This window comes from Chryseobacterium sp. TB1-D10, from assembly GCF_059803555.1.
In genome coordinates, this window is the sequence record NZ_JAPFHB010000003.1 from 72598 (window position 1) to 97968 (window position 25371).

General features: G+C 37.1%; 17 protein-coding genes. 14 read left to right on the top strand and 3 right to left on the bottom strand.

Translation table 11 applies throughout. The annotated features are described in order from the left end of the window. Nucleotides 1-170: 170 nt before the first annotated feature. The 13 genes from OPU68_RS04820 to OPU68_RS04880 all read left to right on the top strand — a co-directional run bounded on the left by OPU68_RS04820 (nt 171) and on the right by OPU68_RS04880 (nt 17988). Complete coding sequence (locus tag OPU68_RS04820) at nt 171-1154, top strand: L-histidine N(alpha)-methyltransferase (protein WP_498472869.1); 984 nt, start codon at nt 171-173, stop codon at nt 1152-1154. A gap of 18 nt (nt 1155-1172) precedes the next feature. Continuing rightward, nucleotides 1173-2366: an ergothioneine biosynthesis protein EgtB gene (gene egtB / locus OPU68_RS04825; RefSeq protein WP_498472870.1), complete on the top strand. Its 1194-nt coding sequence runs from the start codon at nt 1173-1175 to the stop codon at nt 2364-2366. 6 nt (nt 2367-2372) lie between these two features. Continuing rightward, nucleotides 2373-3281, top strand: coding sequence for an ABC transporter ATP-binding protein (locus OPU68_RS04830; protein WP_498472871.1), 909 nt, complete (start codon nt 2373-2375; stop codon nt 3279-3281). Beyond that, nucleotides 3278-4843: an ABC transporter permease/substrate-binding protein gene (locus OPU68_RS04835; RefSeq protein WP_498472872.1), complete on the top strand. Its 1566-nt coding sequence runs from the start codon at nt 3278-3280 to the stop codon at nt 4841-4843. Before OPU68_RS04830 ends, OPU68_RS04835 begins: the two co-directional genes overlap by 4 nt. 1 nt (nt 4844) lies before the next feature. Next, nucleotides 4845-6017: a MalY/PatB family protein gene (locus tag OPU68_RS04840; RefSeq protein ID WP_498472873.1), complete on the top strand. Its 1173-nt coding sequence runs from the start codon at nt 4845-4847 to the stop codon at nt 6015-6017. Between the two features lie 222 nt (nt 6018-6239). Beyond that, nucleotides 6240-8249 carry a transketolase gene (tkt, locus tag OPU68_RS04845; RefSeq protein WP_498472874.1) on the top strand — a complete coding sequence of 670 codons (2010 nt, stop codon included), beginning with the start codon at nt 6240-6242 and terminating at the stop codon, nt 8247-8249. A gap of 67 nt (nt 8250-8316) precedes the next feature. Beyond that, entirely contained in the window at nt 8317-8778 is a 462-nt protein-coding gene (locus tag OPU68_RS04850; RefSeq protein WP_498472875.1) for an RpiB/LacA/LacB family sugar-phosphate isomerase, read from the top strand. Between the two features lie 106 nt (nt 8779-8884). Next, a complete protein-coding gene (gnd, locus tag OPU68_RS04855; RefSeq protein ID WP_498472876.1) occupies nt 8885-10315 on the top strand; it encodes an NADP-dependent phosphogluconate dehydrogenase in 1431 nt (476 codons plus the stop codon). Nucleotides 10316-10355: 40 nt separating this feature from the next. After that, nucleotides 10356-11867, top strand: coding sequence for a glucose-6-phosphate dehydrogenase (gene zwf / locus OPU68_RS04860; protein ID WP_498472877.1), 1512 nt, complete (start codon nt 10356-10358; stop codon nt 11865-11867). Between the two features lie 9 nt (nt 11868-11876). After that, a complete protein-coding gene (gene pgl / locus OPU68_RS04865; RefSeq protein WP_498472878.1) occupies nt 11877-12602 on the top strand; it encodes a 6-phosphogluconolactonase in 726 nt (241 codons plus the stop codon). A gap of 546 nt (nt 12603-13148) precedes the next feature. After that, on the top strand, nt 13149-15644 hold the full coding sequence (locus OPU68_RS04870; RefSeq protein ID WP_498472879.1) for a PIG-L family deacetylase: 2496 nt from the start codon (nt 13149-13151) through the stop codon (nt 15642-15644). A gap of 100 nt (nt 15645-15744) precedes the next feature. After that, complete coding sequence (locus OPU68_RS04875; protein ID WP_498472880.1) at nt 15745-17436, top strand: sodium:solute symporter family protein; 1692 nt, start codon at nt 15745-15747, stop codon at nt 17434-17436. 33 nt (nt 17437-17469) lie between these two features. Further along, nucleotides 17470-17988 carry a DUF2911 domain-containing protein gene (locus OPU68_RS04880; protein ID WP_498472881.1) on the top strand — a complete coding sequence of 173 codons (519 nt, stop codon included), beginning with the start codon at nt 17470-17472 and terminating at the stop codon, nt 17986-17988. 332 nt (nt 17989-18320) lie between these two features. Here OPU68_RS04880 and OPU68_RS04885 read toward each other — a convergent pair whose 3' ends face one another. Together OPU68_RS04885 and OPU68_RS04890 are read right to left on the bottom strand one after the other, a co-directional pair. Beyond that, nucleotides 18321-20177: a glycoside hydrolase family 13 protein gene (locus OPU68_RS04885; protein ID WP_498472882.1), complete on the bottom strand. Its 1857-nt coding sequence runs from the start codon at nt 20175-20177 to the stop codon at nt 18321-18323. 22 nt (nt 20178-20199) lie between these two features. Next, a complete protein-coding gene (locus OPU68_RS04890; protein ID WP_498472883.1) occupies nt 20200-22197 on the bottom strand; it encodes an alpha/beta hydrolase in 1998 nt (665 codons plus the stop codon). 154 nt (nt 22198-22351) lie between these two features. Here OPU68_RS04890 and OPU68_RS04895 point away from each other — a divergent pair, with 154 nt between their 5' ends. Continuing rightward, the gene (locus tag OPU68_RS04895; RefSeq protein ID WP_498472884.1) at nt 22352-23179 is read left to right on the top strand and encodes a LytR/AlgR family response regulator transcription factor; all 828 of its coding nucleotides are present in this window, start codon (nt 22352-22354) and stop codon (nt 23177-23179) included. A 189-nt stretch (nt 23180-23368) separates the two neighbouring features. Here OPU68_RS04895 and OPU68_RS04900 read toward each other — a convergent pair whose 3' ends face one another. Next, nucleotides 23369-25336, bottom strand: coding sequence for a beta strand repeat-containing protein (locus tag OPU68_RS04900; RefSeq protein WP_498472885.1), 1968 nt, complete (start codon nt 25334-25336; stop codon nt 23369-23371). Nucleotides 25337-25371: the final 35 nt, after the last annotated feature.

Genomic DNA, 25371 nt, shown 5'->3' on the forward strand with positions numbered 1-25371 from the left:
ACTCACAGCTACGGGTAAAGTCAAAATCAGCATATCATTATAAAATCCAGCTATTCCGCGGGATAGCATTAATGTTTTCACTCGGTTTTGTACATAGTTTCTGGAAGTTTCTATAATGCATGGTAGCGGCAAGATAGTTGTAGTTCTCTAAAAACCCAAATACAAGATTTATGAATTCACAGGTTGAAACTGAGGTTTATACACAAACCGATTCAAAGGAAACTTTTCTTTCGGATGTTTTAGATGGTTTAAAAAGCAGTCCAAAACAATTATATTCAAAATATTTTTACGACAAAGCAGGCGACAGGCTTTTTCAGCAGATTATGACAATGCCCGAATATTATCTTACCGATTGTGAACTTGATATTTTCAAAAATAAAACGAAAAAAATTGCTGATGCTATAAATTTCCTTGATTCACCTTTTGACCTGATAGAACTGGGAGCAGGGGACGCAATGAAATCCAGTTTTCTTCTAAAATATTTGACAAAGGAAAATGTCGATTTTACTTATATGCCAATTGATATTTCAGGAAATATATTGTCTGTCCTTAATGAAAAACTCAATAACGAAATTCCCAAACTCGAAATCGTATCGTTAGAAGGCGAATATTTTGATATGCTGGACAAAGCAACTTCCATTTCCAAAAGACGGAAAGTCGTCCTGTTTTTAGGCGGAAACATCGGAAATATGGATTTGGAGGAATCTTACCATTTCTGCAGAGAAGTCAGAAGAAAGCTAAATCGTGGCGATATTCTCATTGGCGGTTTTGATTTGAAAAAAAATCCACACACAATACTCAATGCTTATAATGATGAAACCGGAATTACTTCATCTTTCAATTTGAATCTGCTTGTGAGAATAAATCGCGAACTGGAAGCCGATTTCGATGTTCTCAATTTCCAGCATTACCAGACTTACGACCCGATTTCCGGAGCTTGCAAAAGTTTTCTTGTAAGTCTCACTCAGCAAAATGTGCATATTGGAAAGGAAGTTTTTAACTTTGAGGAAAATGAACTCATCGATATGGAAATCTCCCAAAAATTTTCTCCGGAAGACATCAGCAAACTCGCCAGAGATTCCAAATTTCATATCATTGATGAGATTCACGACTCCAAAAACTGGTTTGTAGATTCTATTTGGCAGCTTGTATAATTTTTTAAATTAATTCCAATGAAAACAAATTCGACTTTTAATACTGAAGAAATTACTTTTACAAACTGGACAAAGCGCTACTCGGAGATCCGTCAGCATTCCGTAGACATTTGTGAACCTTTGGAAATCGAGGATTACGTAGTTCAGCCAATCGTGGATGTAAGTCCGCCGAAATGGCATTTGGGACATACGACTTGGTTCTTTGAAACGTTTATTCTGATGCCAAATGTTCCGGATTATCAGGTTCTTGATACACAGTATAATTTTGTGTTCAATAGTTATTACGAAACAGTAGGAGCAAGGGTAATCCGTACAGACAGAGGAAATCTGAGCCGTCCGTCGGTTGCTGATATTTATAAATACCGAAAATATGTCGATGAAAAAATGCAGGATTTTCTTCAAGGCAATTTGATGAATGAAAGTATTGAATCTTTATTGGAATTAGGTCTCAATCACGAGCAGCAGCATCAGGAATTATTGATGACTGATATTAAATATATTTTGGGACACAACCCACTTTTCCCTCTTTATAAAAAGGAAGTTACCCAGCAAAATGAGATTGAAAGTCATTCAGAAATGATCCAGTTTAATAAAGGTGTTTATGAAATTGGTTTTGAAGGCGAAGGTTTCTGTTTTGATAATGAATTGGGCAGACATAAAGTGTATCTGAATGATTTTGAAATTTCAAATCAGCTCATTACAAATGGAGAATATTTGGAATTTATGAAAACCGAAGGTTATTCAAATTTCAGACACTGGCACGCCGAAGGTTGGGATTGGGTAAAACAAAATGAAGCAAAATCGCCTTTATATTGGCACTTTGTCGATGAAAAATGGATGCATTACACCTTGAACGGTTTAAAGGAAATTAATCTCAACGAACCACTTTGCCACATCAATTTCTTCGAAGCTTCCGCTTTTGCGTCCTGGAAAGGAATGCGTTTGCCAACCGAAGAAGAATGGGAAGTTGCCTCCAACCATTTCGATTGGGGGAAACGTTGGGAATGGACCAATTCTGCTTATTTGCCATATCCGGGCTTTAAAAAAGAAGCCGGCGCAGTTGGAGAATATAATGGAAAATTTATGGTCAATCAAACTGTCCTTCGTGGTGCATCAGTTGCAACACCAAAAGGTCACAGCAGAAACACATATCGTAATTTTTTCCCGACAAACCTTCAGTGGCAGTTCACAGGAATCCGTTTGGCTAAATAATTTTTGATGATTAAAATAGAATCTGTTTCTAAAAGTTTTGTCGGAAAACCAGCGGTCGACAATATTTCCTTTCAGGCAAATGATAAGGAAATTTTGGTGCTTTTGGGAACCAGCGGTTGCGGAAAAACGACAACTCTGAAAATGATCAACCGCTTGATAGAAGCAGATTCCGGAAATATCTGGATTGATGGAAAAAATATCCGTGATCAAAAAGTTGAAATTCTAAGAATGGGAATTGGATTTGTAATGCAGAATTCCGGATTGTTTCCGCATTATACTATTAAAGAAAACATTGCAACGGTTCCAAAACTTCTGAAATGGGACAAAAAGAAAATAGAAGACCGAACTCACGAACTTTTAATTAAATTAAATCTTTCAACAGATATTCTTTCCCGTTTCCCCAATGAATTGAGTGGTGGTCAACAACAGCGGGTAGGAATTGCCAGAGCATTGATTGCGAATTCTCCAATCTTATTGATGGATGAACCTTTCGGAGCTCTGGATAATATTACGAAGGCCGATATTCATTCGGAATTCAAATCTTTGGAAGAATTGAAAAATAAAACGATCATTCTGGTCACGCACGATGTTCAGGAAGCTTTTGAGTTGGGACATCGGATTTGTCTTATGGACAAAGGAAAAATCATCCAAACCGGAACTCCGAAAGAAATGCTTTATCATCCGGAAAATGATTTTGTTAAAGAATTTTTTGCAACAAATAGACTTTTGCTAGAATATAAAGTTACAGTTTTAAAAGATTTAATTCCTTTCCTTTCTGATTTTCAAAACGACTTTCCAGAAAATTCTAATATCTGGAATATTTTACAAAAATTAAGTTCAGACCGGCAAAATACAGCTCATTACGAAACAATAATGAAGGCGTTCAACGATTACCGAAAATTACAGATTGTATGACACAGCAAAGTCTTTGGCAGTTTGTTTCCGAACAGCACGAAAAATTATTGACCCAAATCACACAACATTTGGGACTGACTTTTTTGTCACTACTTTTGGCAATCATCGTCGGTCTGCCATTGGGAATTCTCATCGCAAGAAAAAGGAAATTATCAGGCTCCGTTTTGGGTGTTGCAGGAATTTTGCAGACGATTCCGAGTATTGCCTTGTTAGGCTTTATGATTCCCGCTTTCGGGATTGGCGCAACTCCGGCAATTGTCGCCTTATTGATTTATGCACTTTTACCAATCATCAGAAATACTTATACGGGAATTACAGGGGTAAACCCGGCAGTTATAGAAGCAGCAAAAGCAATGGGAATGAACCGGAAACAGTTGCTTTTTAAAGTCGAACTTCCGTTGGCGATGCCTGTCATCATTGCAGGAATCAGGACTGCGGCGGTAATTAATGTTGGCGTTGCGACTTTAGCTTCATTCGTTGCAGCAGGAGGTTTGGGCGAATTTATTTTTGGCGGAATCTCTTTGAACAATACCAATATGATTCTCACCGGAGCAATTCCCGCAGCATTATTGGCTATTTTGCTAGATAAGCTGATTGCTATTTTTCAAAAAATTAAATATCAGAGACTCCGTAAATTATGGTATATTTTTCCTGCGATATTGGTAATTATTGGCGCAGGTTATTTATTTAATTCTAAATCTGATACCAAACTCAAAGCAGGTTTCACGCCTGAATTTATGGGGAGACAGGATGGAGATTTAGGTCTGCGCTCAGTTTATGGTTTGAATGTCAATCCGAAAGTTGTGAATGATGCGATTATGTACAAAGCGGCTTATGAAGGCGTGCTGGATCTCATCAGCGGATATTCTACAGACGGAAGGATCAAAGCTTTTGACTTATATGTTTTGGAAGACGATAAGAAAATATTTCCACCATATTTTGCAGCACCTATCATTAAAACAAAGACTTTGCAGAAATTTCCTGAGCTTGAAAAGACGCTGGATTTATTAGAAGGGAAATTTAATGATTCGATAATGACAGATCTTAATTATCAATCTGATTATCTGAATAAGACGCCTGAAAAAATTGCGAAGGATTTTTTAATTAAAAATAAATTATACCAAAATCCAAAAAATGGAAATGCCGTAACAGTTCGGATTGGTTCAAAAATATTCGGCGAGCAATACATTCTCACAGAAATCTATAAAATGCTCATCGAAGGCTACACCAATTATAAAGTGGAAACAAAAACTGGGTTAGGCGGAACAAAAATCTGCTTTGATGCATTAATGAATGATGCCATCGATTTTTACCCCGAATATACCGGAACCGGACTTTTGGTTTTATTAAAGCCTGATGAAAAAACACTTTCTAACGTTACAAAAAGTTCAGAAAGTACTTATAACTATGTCAATTCAGAATTTCAGAAACAATATGGAATTCAATGGCTGAAACCACTTGGATTTAATAATTCCTATGCATTGATGATGCGAAGAAAACAATCCGAAGAACTAAAAATAAAAACAATTTCTGACCTGAAACATTATCTTGACTCCAAGTAAAATGAAATATAATTTTGACGAAATCATACCACGCAAAAACACCAATTCTGTAAAATGGGATTTGGCAAAAGATGCCGAAGTTCTGCCAATGTGGGTTGCAGATATGGATTTTAAAACAGCTCCGGAAATTATAGAAACACTTTCAGAAAAAGTTTCGCACGGCGTTTTCGGTTACGGTTTTATTCCCGAAAATTTTCATCAGTCAATCATCGATTGGTGGCAAGATAATCATCAGTTTACCATCGAAAAAGAATGGCTTTTGCCGGTTCCGGGAATGATTCTTTCGCTTTCGGCGATTGTGAGAACGTTCTTAAAACCTGGTGAAAATATTATTCTGCAAAGTCCGGTTTACAATCATTTTTTCACGATTGTTGAAAGTTGTAGCTGCAATCTCCTTGAAAATAATCTTATTTACGAAAACGGAAATTATCAGATAGATTTTGACGATCTCGAAATCAAAGCTTCCGATTCTAAAACTAAAATGCTCTTAATTAGCAATCCACATAATCCTGTCGGAAGAGTCTGGACAAAATCTGAACTTGAAAAAATCGCTGAAATCTGCTCTAAACATCAAGTGATGGTGGTTTCAGACGAGATTCACGCCGATTTGGTTTTTGAAAATCATAAACACATTCCTTTTGCTTCGATTGCTGCTGATTATGATTTGAGTTCTGTGACCTGCGGTTCGCCCTGCAAGACTTTCAACCTCTCGGGTTTGTCGATTTCTTATCTTATTTCGCAGGATAAAAATATTTTAAAACAAATTCATAAAACATTAGAAATTCAAGAAACCAGTTACCCAAATCCAATGGCCGCGGATGCATTGATCGCTGCTTATAAAAAAGGAAAGGATTGGCTCGATGAACTGAAAATCTATCTCTGGGATAATTATCAGTTTCTATTAAAATTTTGCCAGGAAAATTTACCTGAAATCAAAGTCATTCCGTTACAGGCAACTTATCTTGTTTGGCTGGATGTTAGTTTTTTCAATAAAACATCGGACGAAATTTCAAAAATTTTATTTGATGAAGAAAAACTCTGGATTAATTCCGGAACGATGTACGGCAAAGCAGGAGAGGGATTTTTGAGAATTAATATCGCCTGTACAAGAGAAATTTTGATTGAAGGTCTGAAAAGACTGAAGCGTTTTTACCTTGCGAATATACATTCTTAAGAATTTTAAGAATGTCATCAAGAGTCAAGCTTTTAAGTATATTTTCTTATTTATTCTTTATTAGATTTTATTAAAATTATTGAATCTCTGGTTACTTTAAAATGGTCACAGTTTTGCTGTAAAAACAAAGTCACCTCGAAATTAGAAAATTGAAAAAATCAACATATGTTTCGATCCTTTCCTTTTTACCTATCTACAAAATAATTAAGCAGAAATATAACAATGGAAAATAAAAACTTGATTCAAAAAAGTATCGATACTGTAAGGATTCTCGCAGCTGATGCAGTACAAAAAGCAAATTCAGGACATCCAGGAACACCTATGGCTTTGGCACCACTTGGACATTTGCTCTGGTCAGAAGTTATGCATTACAATCCACAAAATCCACAATGGGCGAATCGTGATAGGTTTGTCCTTTCTTGTGGTCATGCCTGCATGCTGCAATACGGCTATTTATATTTGACAGGTTATAAAATTACATTGGACGACATCAAAAATTTTAGACAATTGCATAACATCACTGCTGGTCATCCTGAATATGGACTCACGCCAGGAATCGAAGTGACGACTGGTCCGCTCGGACAGGGATTTGCAAATGGAGTAGGGATGGCCATTGCTCAGCAGTATATGGCAGAACGTTACAATCGACCGGATTTCAATATTTTCGATTATAAAATTTATGCGATATGCAGTGACGGTGATATTATGGAAGGCGTTTCTGCAGAAGCCGCCTCGCTCGCAGGACATTTGGGACTGGGAAATATGATTTATTTCTATGATAGCAACCATATCACCATTGAAGGCGGTACTGATCTGGCTTTTGATGAAGACGTTGCTAAAAGATTTGAAGCTTATGGATGGCACGTACAGGATCTGCCGGATATCAATGATCTTGATGCATTATCAACTGCGATTAAAAATGCACAAAATGAAACCGCACGTCCTTCTTTAATAAAAGTCCGCAGCCATATCGGTTACGGAAGTCCAAATAAACATGATTCTGCAGGTGCACACGGATCTCCTTTGGGTAAAGATGAGGTTCGTTTGGTCAAAGAAAATTTCGGATTCGATCCGGAAAAAAACTTCGTTGTGCCTCATGATGTTTTAGATTTTTATCACAAAGCTGGAAATGAATCTTCTAAAAATGAAGACGAATGGAACAAATTATTCAAAAATTACAAGAAAAAATATCCAGATCTTGCCGAAGAATATGAGTTGATCTCTTCCGGAAAATTACCTCAAGGATGGGAAGAAAAATTGCCTGTATTTGAACCTGTTGAAGATGTTGCGACACGCAAGGCTTCAGGCAAAACACTGAATGCCATCGCAGAGTATTTACCTCAGTTAATCGGTGGTTCAGCGGATCTTTCTCCCTCTACAAATACAGTTCTTGAAGCTTATCAGTCATTTTCAGCAACACACCGTGACGGTCGTAATTTTCATTTCGGAATCCGTGAACATGCCATGGGTGCTATACTCAACGGAATGGCTCTCAGCAATTATTTGATTCCGTATGGCGCAACATTTTTAATATTTTCAGATTATATGCGCCCGCCGCTTAGGCTGGCTGCTATTATGAAAATACGTCAGATTATGGTTTTTACACACGACAGCATTGGACTTGGGGAAGACGGCACAACGCATCAGCCGGTTGAACAGCTGATTGGATTACGTTCAGTTCCGAATATGACAGTCATTCGTCCCGCGGATGCCAACGAAACAGCACAGGCCTGGCGCGTTGCCATCGAACACAGAGATGGACCAGTAGCCATTGCATTGACTAGACAGGAGATTCCGATCATCGATCAGAAGAAATATACGAACGCGAAAAACCTGGAGAAAGGTGCTTACATTCTTTCAGATTCGGAAGGTGAACCCGATATCATCCTTATTGCAAGTGGATCGGAGGTTCATTTAATTATAAAAGCACAGGAAGAATTGAAGAAAAATAATATCGACGCCCGTGTGGTAAGTATGCCTTCCTGGAATTTATTCGATAAACAAACTTCTGCCTACAAGGAAGAGGTCTTACCTAAAAAAATCCGCAAACGATTGGCCGTCGAAGCTGGCTCATCCATCGGCTGGATGAAATACACTACCGACGATGGTGATGTTATCGGAATCGACAAATTTGGTGAATCTGCTCCGGGAGAAGAAGTCCTGAAAGAATACGGATTCAGCGTTGAAAATGTGGTAAAAAAAGCAACTGCATTATTTTCGAAAAACATATAATTTTTTTCACGAACTTAGTATCTGTTATTTGAGGTTAATATCATTACTGAATTAAATAAAAATTAGAATGTCAGCATTCATAAAAATTGGAATCTGTGCAGATCACGGCGGTTTCGAACTTAAAGAAAAAATAAAATCTTTTTTATCTGAAAATCAGTTCGAAACGGTAGATTATGGTGCAATGGAACTTAATAATTCAGATGATTTTCCGGATTATGTAATTCCACTTGCGAAGGCCGTGGCTTCAAAAGAAGTTTTCCGCGGTATTGCGATTTGTGGAAGTGGTGTAGGAGCATGTGTTGCAGCCAACAAAATTCCCGGTATTCAGGCAGCATTGATTTCGGAATATTTCTCGGCACATCAGGGCGTTGAGGATGATGATATGAATTTAATTTGTCTTGGCGGACGTGTAACAGGTTATGCAATTGCGGAGGAGTTGGTTTTAGCTTTTCTCAACGCCAAATTTATCGGAGCTGAAAGACATTTGCGAAGGCTCGATAAAATTCATAATCTGGAAAACCGTTCTTAATAGCAAACGATTTTAAATATCAATGTTTAGAGCAAAAATTGATTCCATTAATCTCATTAATTAAATAACTTAACTAAGTATTAAAATATTACATTAAAGTAACAAAATGAAACAGGAAAATAACAATGCATTCGGGATGATAGGCTTGGGAACAATGGGTTCCAACCTCTTACAAAATATTGCAGACCACGGTTATAACTGCGCGGGATATGACAACAGTACCGAAAAGGTAAATACACTAAATGCTCTTAATAATGAAAATATTCAGGGATTTTCAAATCTGAAGGAATTTACAGATAGTCTTAAAAGTCCGAAAGTTGTAATGATGCTGGTGCCGGCAGGTGAAATTGTTGACAATGTAATCGATGAATTGCTGGCTGTTTTGGACAAGGGAGATATTATTATCGATGGAGGGAATTCACATTATACAGATACCGAACGACGCTATAAAGAACTGGAAGGTAAAGGTTTCCATTTTGTTGGAATGGGCGTTTCAGGTGGAGAAGAGGGCGCACGCAGAGGTCCAAGTATGATGCCTGGTGGCGATGAAGAAGCTTATGAAGTCTTAAAACCTATTCTTGAGAAAATCGCAGCTCATGTAGATGGTGAACCTACGGTTGCTTTTATGGGAAAAGGCTCTGCAGGTCATTTTGTGAAAATGGTCCATAATGGTATTGAGTACGCAATCATGCAGTTGATTTCTGAATCTTACGAGATCATGAAAAAAGGCCTGCAAATGGATAATAACGAAATCCATAAGGTTTATAAAAAATGGAATGAAGGAAGATTAAAATCTTACTTATTAGAGATCACCACTGATATTTTTGCGTATAAAAATGAAGGAGAAGAAAATCTTTTGCTGGATAATATCAGAGATGAGGCTAAAGCAAAAGGTACTGGTAAATGGACTTCCCAGGCCGCAATGGATCTGCATCTGCCAACACCGGTGATCGACATTGCTGTTTCTATGCGAGACCTGTCTTCATTAAAAAATCTGAGAGTTCAGGCTTCGAAAATATATCCTGATTTGACAGAAATGCATTATTCAAAAAGTGAAGGTGACTATTGTGACCAACTGGAGGAGGCCTTTTATTTTGCAATGGTTTCCGCTTATGCTCAGGGAATGCACTTGCTATATCAGGCGAATGAGGAATTCAAATATGATCTGAACTTAGATCTGATTGCTAAAATTTGGCGCGGCGGCTGTATTATTCGTTCAGAATTTTTAGAAGACATTTATGCAGCTTTTAATAAAAATCCAGATTTGCAGCATTTGCTTTTGGATGAAACTGTTGCGGGAAACCTTACTAAAAGCATTAAAAGTACCCGAACAGTCGTTTCAGATGCGGTATTACATGGTATTTCAACGCCCGCATTTTCTGCAGCATTGACCTATTTCGATGACTTCCGATCTGAAAATATGCCGACAAATCTTATCCAGGCACAGCGGGATTACTTCGGTTCTCATACTTATGAACTGAAAGCTAAAGAAGGTGTATTTCATACCAAATGGGTAATGGAAAATATTAAAAATTAAGCTGTTGTTTTAATCCAAATTTTAAAAAATTAAATAAGTAATGTCAAAAACATCAGATAAAAAAAATCCTACAGTTATAATTATTTTCGGTGGAAACGGAGATTTAACCAAACGGAAAATCATTCCTGCACTATATAACCTTTTTCTTGAAAATCGACTACCTGAAAAATTTTCTATCATAGGAACTTCAAGAACGGAATTCAGTGATGATAAGTATCGGGATTTACTATTGGATGGAATCAATCAATTTTCCAGAACTGGTAAAGCTAAAAAAGAAAAATGGGCAGAATTTTCCTCAAATATTTCTTATCAGGCAGCAAATATCAATGATGTAGCTTCTTATAATGAATTCTATGTGAAGGTAAGTCAATTAAAAGAAGAATGGAATGAGAACCCTTCGATACTTTATTATTGCGCTGTTTCGCCGGATTTGTTCTGCACCATCGCATCAAATATTTCGAAAAGCAAACTTGAGAATAATAAGGAAACTACTCGCATCATTATTGAGAAACCATTTGGACGAGATCTGGAATCTGCAAAAGCTTTAAACACCAACTTACTGACTATTTTTGATGAAAAGCAAATTTACAGAATAGACCATTATTTGGGTAAGGAAGTCGTCCAGAATGTGATGGCTTTCCGATTTGCCAATACGATTATGGAACCATTGTGGAACCGCACGCATATCGAACATGTGCAGATCTCGGTTACCGAACAAATAGGTGTGGAAGACAGGGGAAGTTATTTTGACAATGCAGGAATCTTGCGGGATATGATTCAAAATCATTTGCTGCAATTGCTATGTACTATTGCGATGGAACCGCCTATAAATTTCGATGCTGATCTTGTTCGCGATCGGAAGGTTGATGTTTTGAAGGCGATCCGGAAAATTGTTCCCGGGATGATCGATAATACCGCTATCAGAGGGCAATACGGTTCCGGTTGGGTAGAAGGAAAAGAAGTTGCAGGTTATCGTGAGGAGATTGATGTCGATCCGGATTCTAATACCGAAACATATGCTGCGATGAAATTTAATATAGATAACTGGCGCTGGCAAGGTGTTCCGTTTTATTTACGAACAGGTAAAAGGCTCTCTAAATCGGCTTCATACATTGTTATACAATTCCGGGAATTGCCACATAATATGTTCAATAATGACGAGCATGCGATTCCAAAACAGAACAGGCTAATTATCAGTATTCAGCCTGATATGGCAATCAGATTTCAGCTGGAAAGTAAAACACCGGGTCTTGAGATGATCCTGAATACGGTGGATATGGTATTTGACTATTCAGAAAAAACAAAAACAGATTCTCCTGAGGCATATGAGACACTTTTGCTGGATGTGATTTCGGGCGATCAGACCTTATTTATGCGCGCAGATCAGGTAGAAGCAGCTTGGGAAGTGGTAATGCCGGTTCTCGATCATTGGGAAAATAATAAAATGACGAGTTTTCCAAATTATCCTGCAAACTCATGGGGTCCTGAAAATGCAGATGCGCTCATTGCAAAAGATGGCTTTCACTGGATCAATTTACCTCAAAAAAAATAAGAATAACTGATGAACGATTTAAAGATATTAGATGATGTTAAAGAATTAATAAACGATTTGGCGGAAACCATTTGCGAAGCTTCAGAAAAAGCAATCAGGGATCATGGACAGTTTAATTTTGTGCTTTCCGGCGGAGGTTCACCTAAGAAATTGTATCAGCTTTTAGCATCCGAAAAGTTTAAAAATAAAATCGATTGGGAAAAAACCTATTTTTTCTTTGGTGATGAAAGATTTGTTCCTGCAGATGATCCCCAGAGAAATTCAGTGATGGCAAAAGAGGCTTTATTTGATCCTTTAAAAATTAATAAATCGAATATTTTTGAAGTCGATACTTCAGGAACACCGGAAGAATCAGCGCAAAACTATTGGGATTCTATTTCAAAACATTTTGCCAGAAAACCTGTTAAATTTGATTTTATTCTTTTGGGACTTGGTGATAATTCACATACCGCTTCGCTTTTCCCAAACACTTCGGTCTTATATGATGCTGAAGCTACGATCAGATCGGTATTTGTAGAAGAAGTGAATATGTTTCGCATTACGATGACAGCTCCTTTGATCAATAACTCGGAAAATATTGCATTTTTGGTCTTTGGAGAAGAAAAATCAGAAGCTGTATTTCATATTTTGGAGGATAAGTCGGGATCGATCCATCAATATCCGGCACGTTTAATTGAATCTCATGAAAAAAAAGTTCAATTGTTTCTGGATTCTTCCGCAGCCTCGAAATTGTGACAAAGTATTTCAAATGCAACTGCTTTTCTGCAAAATAAAAATAGCTCTTAAATTATTTAAGGGCTATTTTTAAGCAGTATCCTTTAAAATCGGATTGTATATTTAATTCACTATCAAACCATTGTATCAAAAAAAAGCTGACTTCATCTTCGAAGATTATTGTCCAATAAATAGTTATTATTTATTTTAAGATCATATTTTATGTTAGGTTCAATGGTTCAAATAACTTAGAAACCATCAAGAATATACTGTCGTTTTAGGATGCAAAATCCTATAATAAAAACGGCGCCATTTCTAATGAAGTGGCGCTTTTGGCTTTTGCTTACGAAGACGGGCGTATCTTCAAACACTCTATAGATTATTAGGTTCCTCTGAGCCGAATTAAAAAAAGTATTGGCAATTCCGAATTTAGAATTAATTTCTAATAGCTTTATATGTACAATGATTTATGAAAAATATAGCAGAATTTTGAGAGTTTCTAAGTGCTTTTTCTTCAAGGTTCAAAAAAAACCATTTACTTATATTTGCCTCGAAAAGCAAATTCAAATGTTCAAAAAAGTAATCATTATATTTATCCTTAGCTTCTATACAGTTTTTTGTTCGGCTCAACAGGTTCGACCTTCAAAATCATCTGAAATTTACCGTGAACTCAAAACCCTTAAACATTTACCAAAAGTTTTATACCTTGCTGCTCATCCTGATGATGAAAATACAGGGTTGCTTTCCTGGTTAATCAACGACCAAAATGTGGAAACTGGCTATCTTTCTTTAACCAGAGGTGATGGCGGTCAGAATTTATTGGGAACAGAGCAGGGAGCTGCATTAGGATTGATCAGAACGCACGAACTTTTAGAGGCAAGGAAGTTAGACGGCGCCCAACAGTTTTTTACCCGCGCAATTGATTTCGGGTTTTCTAAAAATACGACCGACACCTTTAAACAGTGGGATGAAAATAATATTACAGCTGATGTAGTCTGGGTGATCCGCAAATTCCGTCCTGATGTAATCATTTGTCGTTTTCCGCCTACTGCAGCGGCAGGTCACGGACAGCACGCAGCTTCGGCTGTGGTTGCGGAAAAAGCTTTTAAGCTGGCAGGTGATAAAAACGCTTTTCCAGATCAACTAAAATATGTCAATGTTTGGCAACCAAAACGCTTATTATGGAATACTTTCCGATTTGGTTCGGTGAATACGACAGCTGAAAATCAACTGAAAGTTACTGTTGGGCAATACGATCCTCAGCTGGGAATGGGCTATGGTGAACTGGCAGGATTAAGCAGAAGTTTACATAAAAGCCAGGGTGCAGGAACACAGTCTGTAGCCGGAATCAAAACTGAATATTTTTCTCACGTTGATGGCGAGCCTGCAAAAGCAACACTTTTTGACGGAATCAATAAAACCTGGACAAAAGAAGGAAATCCTGATATCGACCAATCTCTAGATAAAATTATTTCCTCTTACAATTTTAATCGACCTGATCTGAGTTTGCCTGAATTGCTTGTTTTAAGAAAAAAGGTAATGACATTAAAAGATTCAGACCTGAAAAAGGATAAAATTAAAGCTCTCGACAATATCATTTTAAGCTGTGCCGGATTTATGGGTGAGGTAGTGACCAATCAGGCTGAAGCTGTTGCAGGGAATAATTATAATTTCAGGCTTAATCTGATTTCAAGAACTGAAAATCCTGTCGTTGTAGAAAATGTAAAATGGTTGAATCAGTCTGAAAACTTCAACAGAAAACTCTCAAAAGATTCTTTAATTACCATTCAGCACGAAATTCAGATTCCTGCAGATGCTGCACTTACAGAGCCTTACTGGTTGGCAAAACCAGCCAAAGACGCCGCAACTTTCTCTGTTCCCAATGACACTTTAATCGGTTTGCCCGAGGCAGAATCACCATTAAATGTTTTGCTTAGTTTAAAAATCGGTTCGGAGAATTTTCAGGTTAAACTTCCTTTATCTTTCAAAAAATTAGATCCGGTGCGGGGTGATGTGGTCGAAGGCTTGCGCATTGTTCCTGCACTGGAACTGAAATTTACACAACCACTTTATTTAGTCAAGGAAAATGAAGATTTGAATGTAAGCTTAAACTTTAAGGTAAATTCTGAAAAGCAGTTCAATAATGGAAAAGTCAATCTAATTTTTAACGGAGAACGATTAGGCGGTGGTGATTTAAAATCAATAAATGGAAAAGATCTTACAGTTGATTACATTATTCCAAAAACGAAACTTGCCACCATAAACTCATCCCGTTTGCAATTGGATGCCAATTTTGTTTCAGATGGAATTACTTACAATAAAAAACAGATATTAATTCAGTATCCGCATTTACCTTCTTTACAATATTTTACGCCTGCAACTGCCATCGTAATGAAAGGCGATATTCAGGCGAAGGTGAAAAAAGTGGGTTACATAGAAGGTGCGGGCGATTTTATTCCTGAGTTCCTGCGGACTACTGGTATTCAGGTAGATGTTTTGAAAGACGAAGATTTTTATGGCAATTCGGATGGATCTGGTAGTCAAAACAAGTTGTCGCAATATGACGCAATTATATTGGGTGTTCGTGCCAATAACACAGAGAAAAAGTTAGGTCGCTGGATGCCTTTTTTATGGTCTTACGTAAAAGGCGGAGGTAATTTGGTGATGCAGTATAACACCAATCAGGATACAATCGTTGATAAACTGGGAATATACAATTTCAGTATTGCCAATAAACGTGTTACCGAAGAAAATGCTGAGGTTACATTTTTAAATCCAAATCATAAATTACTGAACTTCCCGAACAAAATTACTGCGGATGATTTCAATGGTTGGATACAGGAACGTGGTGCCTATTTCCCTGAGCAATGGGATGCAGCATATGAACCACTTTTTGAAATGCACGATACAGGTGAAGAACCTTTGCAGGGTTCAACTTTATATGCCAAATACGGAAAGGGTAATTTTATTTATACACCATTGTCATTTTTCAGACAGCTGCCTGCAGGAAATGTTGGCGCCGCACGTTTATTTTTAAACTTTTTATCTGCACAGAAAAACTGATGAAGAATCAACTTAAAAATTGGAACACTTGGTACATACTATTAGCAGTTGCTTTAGTAGTTCAGATCGCATTTTATTATTTCTTTACTAAATTCTGGAGATGAGCACGATAGATTGGGCAGTTCTTATTTGTACATTGGTTGCAGTGGTAGTTTACGGCGTATTCATTGGTCGTGGTCAAAAAAGCAACGAGTCATACCTGAAAGCAGACAATAAAATGCCTTGGTACATCGTGCTGATCGGTATTATGGCGACGCAGGCAAGTGCAATTACTTTTCTTTCAGCACCGGGACAGGCTTATGCAGACGGTATGCGTTTCGTTCAGTATTATTTTGGTTTGCCTTTGGCGATGATTGTGATCTGCATTACTTTCATTTCGATTTTTCAGCGTCTAAATGTTTACACGGCGTACGAATATTTAGAAAACCGTTTTGATAAAAAAACAAGGGTACTCACTTCAATGCTTTTTCTTTTTTCCAGAGGCTTGTCGACAGGGATCAGTATTTACGCTCCGAGTATCATCTTATCAAGCGTTTTAAACTGGGATATTTATTTGACAAATGTTTTGACGGGTGGAATTTTATTGATTTACACCTATATCGGCGGTGCAAAAGCGATCGCTCACACCCAAAAATTACAGTTTCTCATTATTCTGGGAACGATGGCTTTTGCAGGTTATTTACTTATCCAAAATATGCCGAATGGAATTGGTTTTAAGGATGCTCTTTATCTTGCAGGAAAATCAGGAAAGCTCAATGTCATCACCACAGAATTCGACTGGAAAGATAAATACAATATCTGGAGCGGACTGATTGGTGGTTTTTTTCTGGCACTTTCTTACTTTGGTACCGACCAGAGTCAGGTCGGGAGGTACATTACTGCGAAAGACAATACCAATGCAAAAATGGGTTTGCTGCTGAACGGATTGGTTAAAATTCCGATGCAGTTTGCTATTCTTTTGATCGGTGCTTTGCTTTTCGCTTTCTTTTCTTTAAAACCGGCTCCGATTTATTTTAACGAAAGATCTTATCAACATTTAAAGGAAACAAAGCCTGAACAGGCAATGGTATTTGAGAAAGAGCATCAGGATTTACAGACAAAATTCAATGCAGAATCAAAAGAAATTCTACAATTAAAAGAAACTCAATCTCCCCAACTTGAGACAAAAATTCAGGATTTTAAAAACACACAAACTCAGGTCAAAGACTTACACGGAAGGGTAGAGGAGGCTATCAATCAATCAAATTTTAATGCGGAGAAAACCGATACCAATTATATTTTCTTGTATTTCGTAAAAAATACGTTGCCTGTAGGAATGATAGGTTTATTGTTTGCCGTTATTTTTCTGGCCAGCTGGGGTTCCATTTCCGCAGCTCTCAATTCACTTGCCGCCTGTTCATTAAAAGATGTTCATTTGATATTCAAAAAAGAAATTCCCGATGATGCAACCGAATTGAAGTACAGTCGACTCCACACTTTGGCGTGGGGAATATTCTCCATCGGTGTAGCGATGTTTGCGACTCAAATGGGTTCTCTTATTGAAGCGGTTAATGTATTGGGTTCTCTTTTCTACGGCCCGATATTGGGGATTTTTCTTGTAGCTTTTTACTTTAAAAAAATCAATGGGGCGAATGTATTTATTTCTGCAATTTTATCAGAAATTACGGTGATTGCCATTTACAATTTCGATATCATTTCTTTCCTTTGGCTTAACGTCATTGGTGCAGTGGCAGTTATTATATTTTCTGCAATCGGGTTATTGTTTTATAAGACGAAAGCAGTAAATTCGTAAGCGAACAAAATAAACATAAAAACAAAAAATATTATGAAAACAATGATTAAAACTGTTGCGGTTGCTTTGGCTACAATGACAATTTCAGTGAATGCCTTTGCACAGGAAGCTAAAAAACCGGCGAGTCCTGCAATGACTACTACCGGAAAAATCAAAGATGCAAACATCACGATTGCCTACAGCAGTCCGTCTGTAAAAGACCGTAAAATCTGGGGTGATTTGGTTGCTTACGACAAAGTTTGGCGTGCAGGTGCCAATGATGCAACAACATTCGAAACCGATAAAGACATTACCGTTCAGGGTAAAAAACTGCCTGCGGGTAAATACAGCTTTTTCTTAATCCCTAAACAAAGTGGAACTTGGACTGCGATTTTTAATAAAGAATCAAAACAATGGGGCGCTTACAAATACGAAGAGTCTAAAGATGTTTTGCGTGTTGATGTCAAAACAAAAGCTTTACCAGCAACACAAGAAACTTTGGTTTATAAAGTAAACAATAATGGATTTACAGTGGATTGGGATAAAATCTCAGTCCCTGTAGAGATCAAATAAATTTTGATATAAAACATTAAAGTCCCGGTAATCCGGGATTTGTTTTGTTTAAAGTTTTAGGAAGTGTCTTAGATGACTACGGTAAAATTTAGTGATCTTTTTTTTCTGGTTGAACCAACAAGTCTAGATCTAGCGATCAGCAAAAACTGATATCTTAATAAACCAGTCTATATTTATAATACAGACTGGTTTTTTTTGTAAAGAATTACTACCGATTAGTTTAGTTAACAGTTTTTGAAAAATTCTGAACGATCTATTACCTATTATCTATTAATCTGCAATCAATTTTTTTGAACGATCTTTTTTGCCATTGATAATACCTCCAGAAAACATTAGTTCCTGACTTCCAAAATCATTGCTGTTTTAGCAGGAATATCAATCGTATTTTGAAAACTGAGATTTTTTCCGGAGATAATATCTTTCGCTTCGAATTTTAAAGGAATCATTTCCTTATATCGATTGAGATCCAGCGTTACCTTGTCACTGTTTTTGTTGAGTAAAACCATCACTTTCTGACTGTCGGTATATCGAAAGTAAACATAAACGTCATTATTTGTCGGCGCATAATGTTTGAATTTTCCATTGGCAACAGTTTCATTCGTTTTTCTCCAATTGAGCAAGTAGGTAAAATATTTCTTCGCTTCTTTTTCTTCATTGGTTAATCCTGCTTCTGTCACAGCATTTTTAGAATCACCTGTCCAGCCTCCGTAGAAATCGCTTCTTCTTTGTCCGTCGCTTCCGGCTTTGTCATTGGTCATCAGAACTTCAGTGCCATAGAAAAACTGTGGCGTTCCCCGCATCGTCATATACATCGCAATCCCGAGTTTCCAGTTTGCAAAATTTTTGTTGAGACGGGAATAGAATCTGTCCAGATCGTGATTGTCCGGGAAAATCAATTGATTCTCGGGATGAGGGAAAAGAAAATCATTTGCTACACTTTCGTAAACTTTTCTCCAGGAAGAAAACCAGCTACTTTTTTCATTGAGCGCAGAAACGATATTGTCATTAATAGAAAAATCCATCATCATCGGCATATAACTTTTATAACCATCGCTGTTTATCTTGTCGATTTGCCAGTAAGAAGTCTGAGCAATGTTTCTTGACATTTCTTCGGCAACGATGTTCATTTTAGGATATTCTTCAAGAATGGCTTTTGTCCAATTGACCAGAAAATTTTTGTCTGAATAAGAATATGTGTCAACACGCAATCCGGAAAGTCCAGCGTACTCAATCCACCAAATGATATTCTGGGTCAGATATTTTGCAAGCAAAGGATTTTTCTGGTTAAGGTCTGCCATATGACCATCGAACCAACCGTTGAGATATTCTTCCTTGTCAATTTTGGTCGCATAGAGGTCTGTGATTGTGGTTTTAAGATGATTGGTTCTGATTCTGTTCTCCGAATCAGGATAGTTAATCCAGCTTTGCTCAGGCAAGTCTTTGACGAAATAATACTCTGAACCACAATGATTAAGCACAACATCCCAAATCAAACCAATGTTTCTTTTCTTGGCTTCTGTGGATAGTTTTTTCAAATCTTCATTAGTTCCAAATCTTGGGTCAATCTTGTAAAAGTCGGTTGATGCATAGCCGTGATAAGAATAGGTGGGTTCATCATTTTCAATCAAAGGTGTGTTCCAGATTTGAGTGTAACCCAATGACTTTATGTAATCCAAATGATTGATAATCCCTTGGATATCACCGCCGTGTCTTGCATCTTCATTGTTTCTGTCAAGTTTTTGTTCCAAAGTTGTTTTTACGATGTCGTTCTTTTCTTCTCCGTTTGAAAACCTGTCCGGAACAATCAGAAGAATTGCATCTTTTGAACCATAACTTTCCCGATTGGCACTGTTGGATTCCCGAACATAAATTGGAAAATCTTTTGTCAGAACAACTTTTTTATTCTTTGAAAATTTGATTTTTACAGTTCCGGCTTTTGCTTCAGGATTGATTTGCAAGGTCAGGAACAGATAATTCTTGTTTTCAACCGTTTTATTTTCAGTAATTGTGACTCCGGAATAAGAAATTGCAGGCTGTAAATCTGAAATATCTTTGCCATAAATTAAGAGAGTGACCGAATTATTTTTCATTCCAATCCACCAATTGGCAGGTTCTATCCGTTCGATCTTTTGAGAAAGGATGAGATTGAAACTGATGAAAAGTAAAAATATTGCAAGTGATTTTTTCATTTTATAATTGAATTTGAGATTGTTATTTTTTCAGAAGAAATTCCAGTGGGATGGAAAATCGTTTGCTCCAGGCATTTTCGCTATGGTCAGCCGATTCAAATTTTTTGGTTGCCCAGTTATTTTTGTCAAAGCCTTTCTCCTTCATTATTTGGTCAACTTTGTTCTGATGTTTTTCGTAATGGCTGTCCAATCCTACGGTTCCAAAATCGAAATAGATTTTATGGGTTTTCGGGTTCGGAAGGTTTTGTCTGAGATAATTTTCGAAAGCAGTTGGGATTTCGTCATTCAAAAGGTCTGTGATTCCAATCCAATGCGTAGAAAGACAAGCCGAGCCACCGAAAATCTTAGGATATTCGCAAACCGCATACATCGATATCAGTCCGCCCATACTGGAACCGGCGATGTAAGTATTTTCCCTGTCTTTCAGGGTTGGATAATTTTTATCAATAAAAGGTTTCACTTCTTCTACAATGAATTTCAAATAGTTATCCGACTGAATTTTTCCTTGGAAGTATTTTTCAAGCGTTTGATTCTGCAATTCTTTAGATAAACTTTCAAACGGTTTTTGCGGAAAATACTCCGAATGTCGGGTTGCTCCGGTATTCCATAATCCGACAATGATGCAGTCTTTCAGTTTGATTTTTTTGCTCAGCTCTGTGTAATTTCCATCTACTTTCCATTCGGAATTATTCCAGTTGATTGACCCATCAAAAAGCATTTGCCCATCGTGCATATAAAGAACGGCGTATTTTTTATTCGGATTAAAATTCTCAGGCAACCAGATATCTACATTTCTCGGAACTACATATTTCGAAGGAAATTGATTGATTCTGACGATTTTGCCAGAACTCACAGCAGGAATCGAAGTCTGAATTACATCTCGGTAACGGTCTTTGATATTGACAGACTTCTTAATTTCTGTTTTGTATTCTTCCAAATTTTTAGGTTTTCTCCAATCTGGGTCCGGAAAATTATTTTCGATATAAGTCCAGTCTTTTCCTGTGAAAAAATCGTCATCGTAAGTGCAACCAGTCAAATCCTTGAAAGGTTTGAGGAAAATATAACCGTCAAAAAAGTTCTCCATTTTGAAATTAGAATGACAAAAACTGAAGAAACTATTGTCAGAAAGTTTACCAGCTGGCGTATTGATTAAATCGAATCCAATCTGCGGATAATTGAGTTTCTGAAGCGCATTCTCAAGTTCTCCATTCGCAGGAGAAACATAAGACGGATTGTACTGCGTTTTGGAAAACATCGGTGTGTGGAACATAATATTGAAAATCTTACCGGGCATTAATTTGTACAGACGATTTCCCACCATTCCTTCATCATAATCACAAAAATCATCGTTGTTCACTTTCAGTATTGGCATTTTGTATTTTGTGAAAACGTGAACGTGTCCCATATAAATCAAGGCTTTTTCATCTTTGTCAATGATTTCTCTTTTGATAATTTCTGTCCGGAATTGGTCAGGCGTTCCGAGATTGAAAACGGCTTTCATATTTTCGGGCGTTCTTGCGCCACCTTTGAAGTTTTCCCAACGGTATTGATAACTCAGATTGACAATTCGGAATTTTTTCGCATCAGGTTTTAAGGTTTTATTGAATTCCCAAACTGCTTTGTAGATGTCAAAATATTCTTTGTAAGCCCAACCGACATTGTAATAAAAGAACAAATTTTTTGCTTTTCTTTCATCAAATATTTCTGCATTCAGCAATTCATCCAGTTCTTTTTGCTTTTCGAAAGCTCCGAATTCCATACAGAGATTGTAAACACCAGCCCGATATAATTCCGGAATAAGACTTTTAACAAAATCAAGGTTTTCCTTCACAGCGTGGTCTTCTCCCAACAGAACAAGCGGATAACTTTTGAACTTGGAGACGAGATAGTATTTCGGGCTTTTTGGATGTTGCTTCAGATATTCTACAGCTTCAAGCGTCGCTTTATTTTCCTGACCGAATCCTAAAACCGGAAAGAGAAATGCTAAAAATAAAAGTGAAAATTGAATTGGAAGTTTCATTTTTTAGTTTGAATTTTGAACAAAAATATTTTTAGTTTCCTTTTACTACAAGGCTTTTGGATAAACGACAGGTTATTCTGTACAAAAAACAGACATTGAAATTACTGAAGGTTGTTTTAGAATAAATAATTACATTTGGAGAAGATTAAAAAATATGAACCAATCGTTTTTTGAACATTTCAAATCAAAGTTGTGGCTGAAACACGTTTTATATTGGACGGCGTTTGTTCTGTTTTTTGGATTTGTTTGGGGCGTGTCGGATAACAATTATTCACGGAATATTTTGATTCAGATTTTCTGTCTTCCTTCGCGGTTGTTGTTGGTTTATGTTACGCTTTTTTATCTATTCCCTAAGTTCTTCAATCAGAAAAAATATTTCAGTTTCTTTGTTTCGTATTGCGTTTTGGTTGCTTTGATAAGTGTTTTTATCCAGCGCCCGTTGTTTCTTTATTTCATTCAGCCGAATTTTCTCCCGGGATTCAAGAACTCCGGTTTTTTTATCATATCAGAAATAATGAATACGGCTTTGGACATCAATATCGCTGCGATGATTCCAATAGCTTACACTTATCTGACAACGATTGAAAACCTCCAGAAAAATAATTCGGAGTTGAATGAAGAAAATAAATTATTAAAGGAAGACTCTGTAATTCAAGATAATAACGGTGAGTCGTACATCAATCTGAAAATCGATAAAAGTGTTAGGAAAATCAAAATCAATGATATTGTTTTTGTGGAAAGTCTCCGGAATTACTGCAGAATCAAACTCATCGATTCGGAAATCACGGTTCTTAAAACGTTGACATCAATTCAGGAGCTATTACCCGAATCCAAATTTGTCAGAATTCATCGCTCGTTTTTGATTAATAAAGACAATATTACCTCGGTTTCTCCAAGCAAGATCGAGATCAATAATATGAGGATTCCTGTTGGGAGAAAGTATAAAGATGAGGTTAAAAGGATGATGTTGTCGATAGATTAATAGTCATTCTTTGAAAAGATGGGGTCAGAAATTAAAGAGCTTAAGTATCTTATAAAAAGTACCATCAAAGGTGTTTTAGCGGCCGTTGATTAGCAGGCGCTTGAGTTCGACGATCGATTAATCAAAAAAACGAAGCTTCTCAATTAAGATTAGCCTCGTTTCGGTTAAAAACACAATTATGATAAAATTTTATTTCTTGATCACTTTTGTCATTTCAATTTTACTTTCCACAACTGTTTTTACAAAATAAACACCTGATGCAAGTTTAGTAAGATTGATGACATTAGCATTATTAACTTCCTGGATAAGTTGTCCGCCAATATTGTAAACTGAGATGTTACTTACCTTTCTGTCAGAAGAAACCGTTAAAACATCATTTACCGGATTAGGATAAACCTGAATTTTTGGTTTATTGGCAATATCTCCAACTGCCATCGTAGCCACGGTAAATTCGTCTGCTCCAATATCAGGCGTTGTGGCACTTCTTGTTTCATTATCAATATCTATGGAAACATCAGCCAGAGAAACACCTTTGTTGTCAATGTCGGAATTATCAGATGTCTGAGAAATGTGAAGATCTGAATTGGATGCGAAAACAGGAAGTACTTGTAGAGAATTTGTATTACCGCCCAAGATGCTTTTCATACCTGTAAGATCTGTAAATGCTGGCGGACCGCCGGGCGTTTGTCCTAAAGCTGGACCAGAACTGTAATAGATATTGTTATCTATATTGGAATAAGTTGCAGACACTGGTGGAACTGAGATTGCATATGTCGGTATCGTCGCATCGGCGAGGTTTACCACAAAAATATTATTTCTGAGATCTATAGCGCCTGCTGTAGAAACACTGGAGCTAAATGCTATTGGAAGACCTTTGTTGGTTCCATTATTTTGAGTTTCTGTCAGATACACAGAATTGTTATAAACTTTGTAACCTGTTCCGGCATTAATCAAAATTCCGCCGGTATAATTTGCAGATGAAGTATTTGTAGCAAAACTTGATACTTTTGAGATGAAGTTATTGCTCACTAAAGTATTAGAAGCTGTGCCTGCAGACAATATGATAGCTTCAGCTCCATATCCGATAGTAGTAATTGTTCTGAGTCCTACAAGGTTGTTGATATCATTCTGGCTGATTACGGTTCCGACGGTAGAACCGCCTAAACTAATTCCTGTAACTGCACTATTAAATCCATTGGTTGATAAATTAGAAATTTTGTTTCTAAGAATTTTATTCGCTGAAGGAACATTTCCAGCTCCTGCGTTAGTAAAAATCTGAATTCCCGTTGCGCTTCCGCCACCGGCATTGTTTACAGTTATATTATCAATCGTATTATCCGAAACTGTAGTATTCATTGTGGAGACAGCAAGCCAGATTCCTCTCTTGCCTTCGTTTGTTGTATTTTCGAAATTCCCGATTTTGTTCTCAGAAACTGTAACACCATCCGTTCCTCCTAAATAAATTCCCAAAAATCTGTTGCAATTTTCGCCACTGGTAGAAAGATCATTTTTTGTAATTACAGATCCGGATCCATTCCCTACAGCAGAAACGGCAATCATATAAATCCCTTGATAAGATTTCTGAATGGAGTTGTTTTCCAATCTGATATTGTTAAAATATCCTGCTGTCTGTGCACCTGCAGTATTGCTTATGATGATGCCGCTTCCGGAAGTTTTCACGCCGTTGATAAGCGTAGTGTTTTTTACAGTCACATTTGTCAATGGATTGGCAACATCAGAAGAACCCATTGCAATCACCTGGCTACCTGCGACATTACCGTTTACAAAGCTTAAGTTTCTGCTATCTGTTCCGTTGTTACTACCATCAATCGTGACATTGCTTCCCAGGATTCTCAAAACAGGGCCAGCTGCAACACCTGTGATGGTTGCAGTTACATTTGCTGCCGGTTTCATGAATACGGATGTAAAGTTTGAAGTACCGGTGCTTCTGCTAAGAGCTGCCGTTGCAATCTCTGATGTGTTTGCAGTAATTGTAATATTGATTACACCTTGATGTGTTCCTGCGTTGATGGCATCGAAAGCGCCTTTTACCGTTGTATAAGTTGCTGTTTCTGTTCCGGAAGTTGCCGTTACATCAACTTGTGCAAAGACTGCAGTACCCAATAAAATGGATAGAATTGATAAAGATTTTTTCATATAAGCTAGTAGAATTAATAGTTAAAATTGGGCAA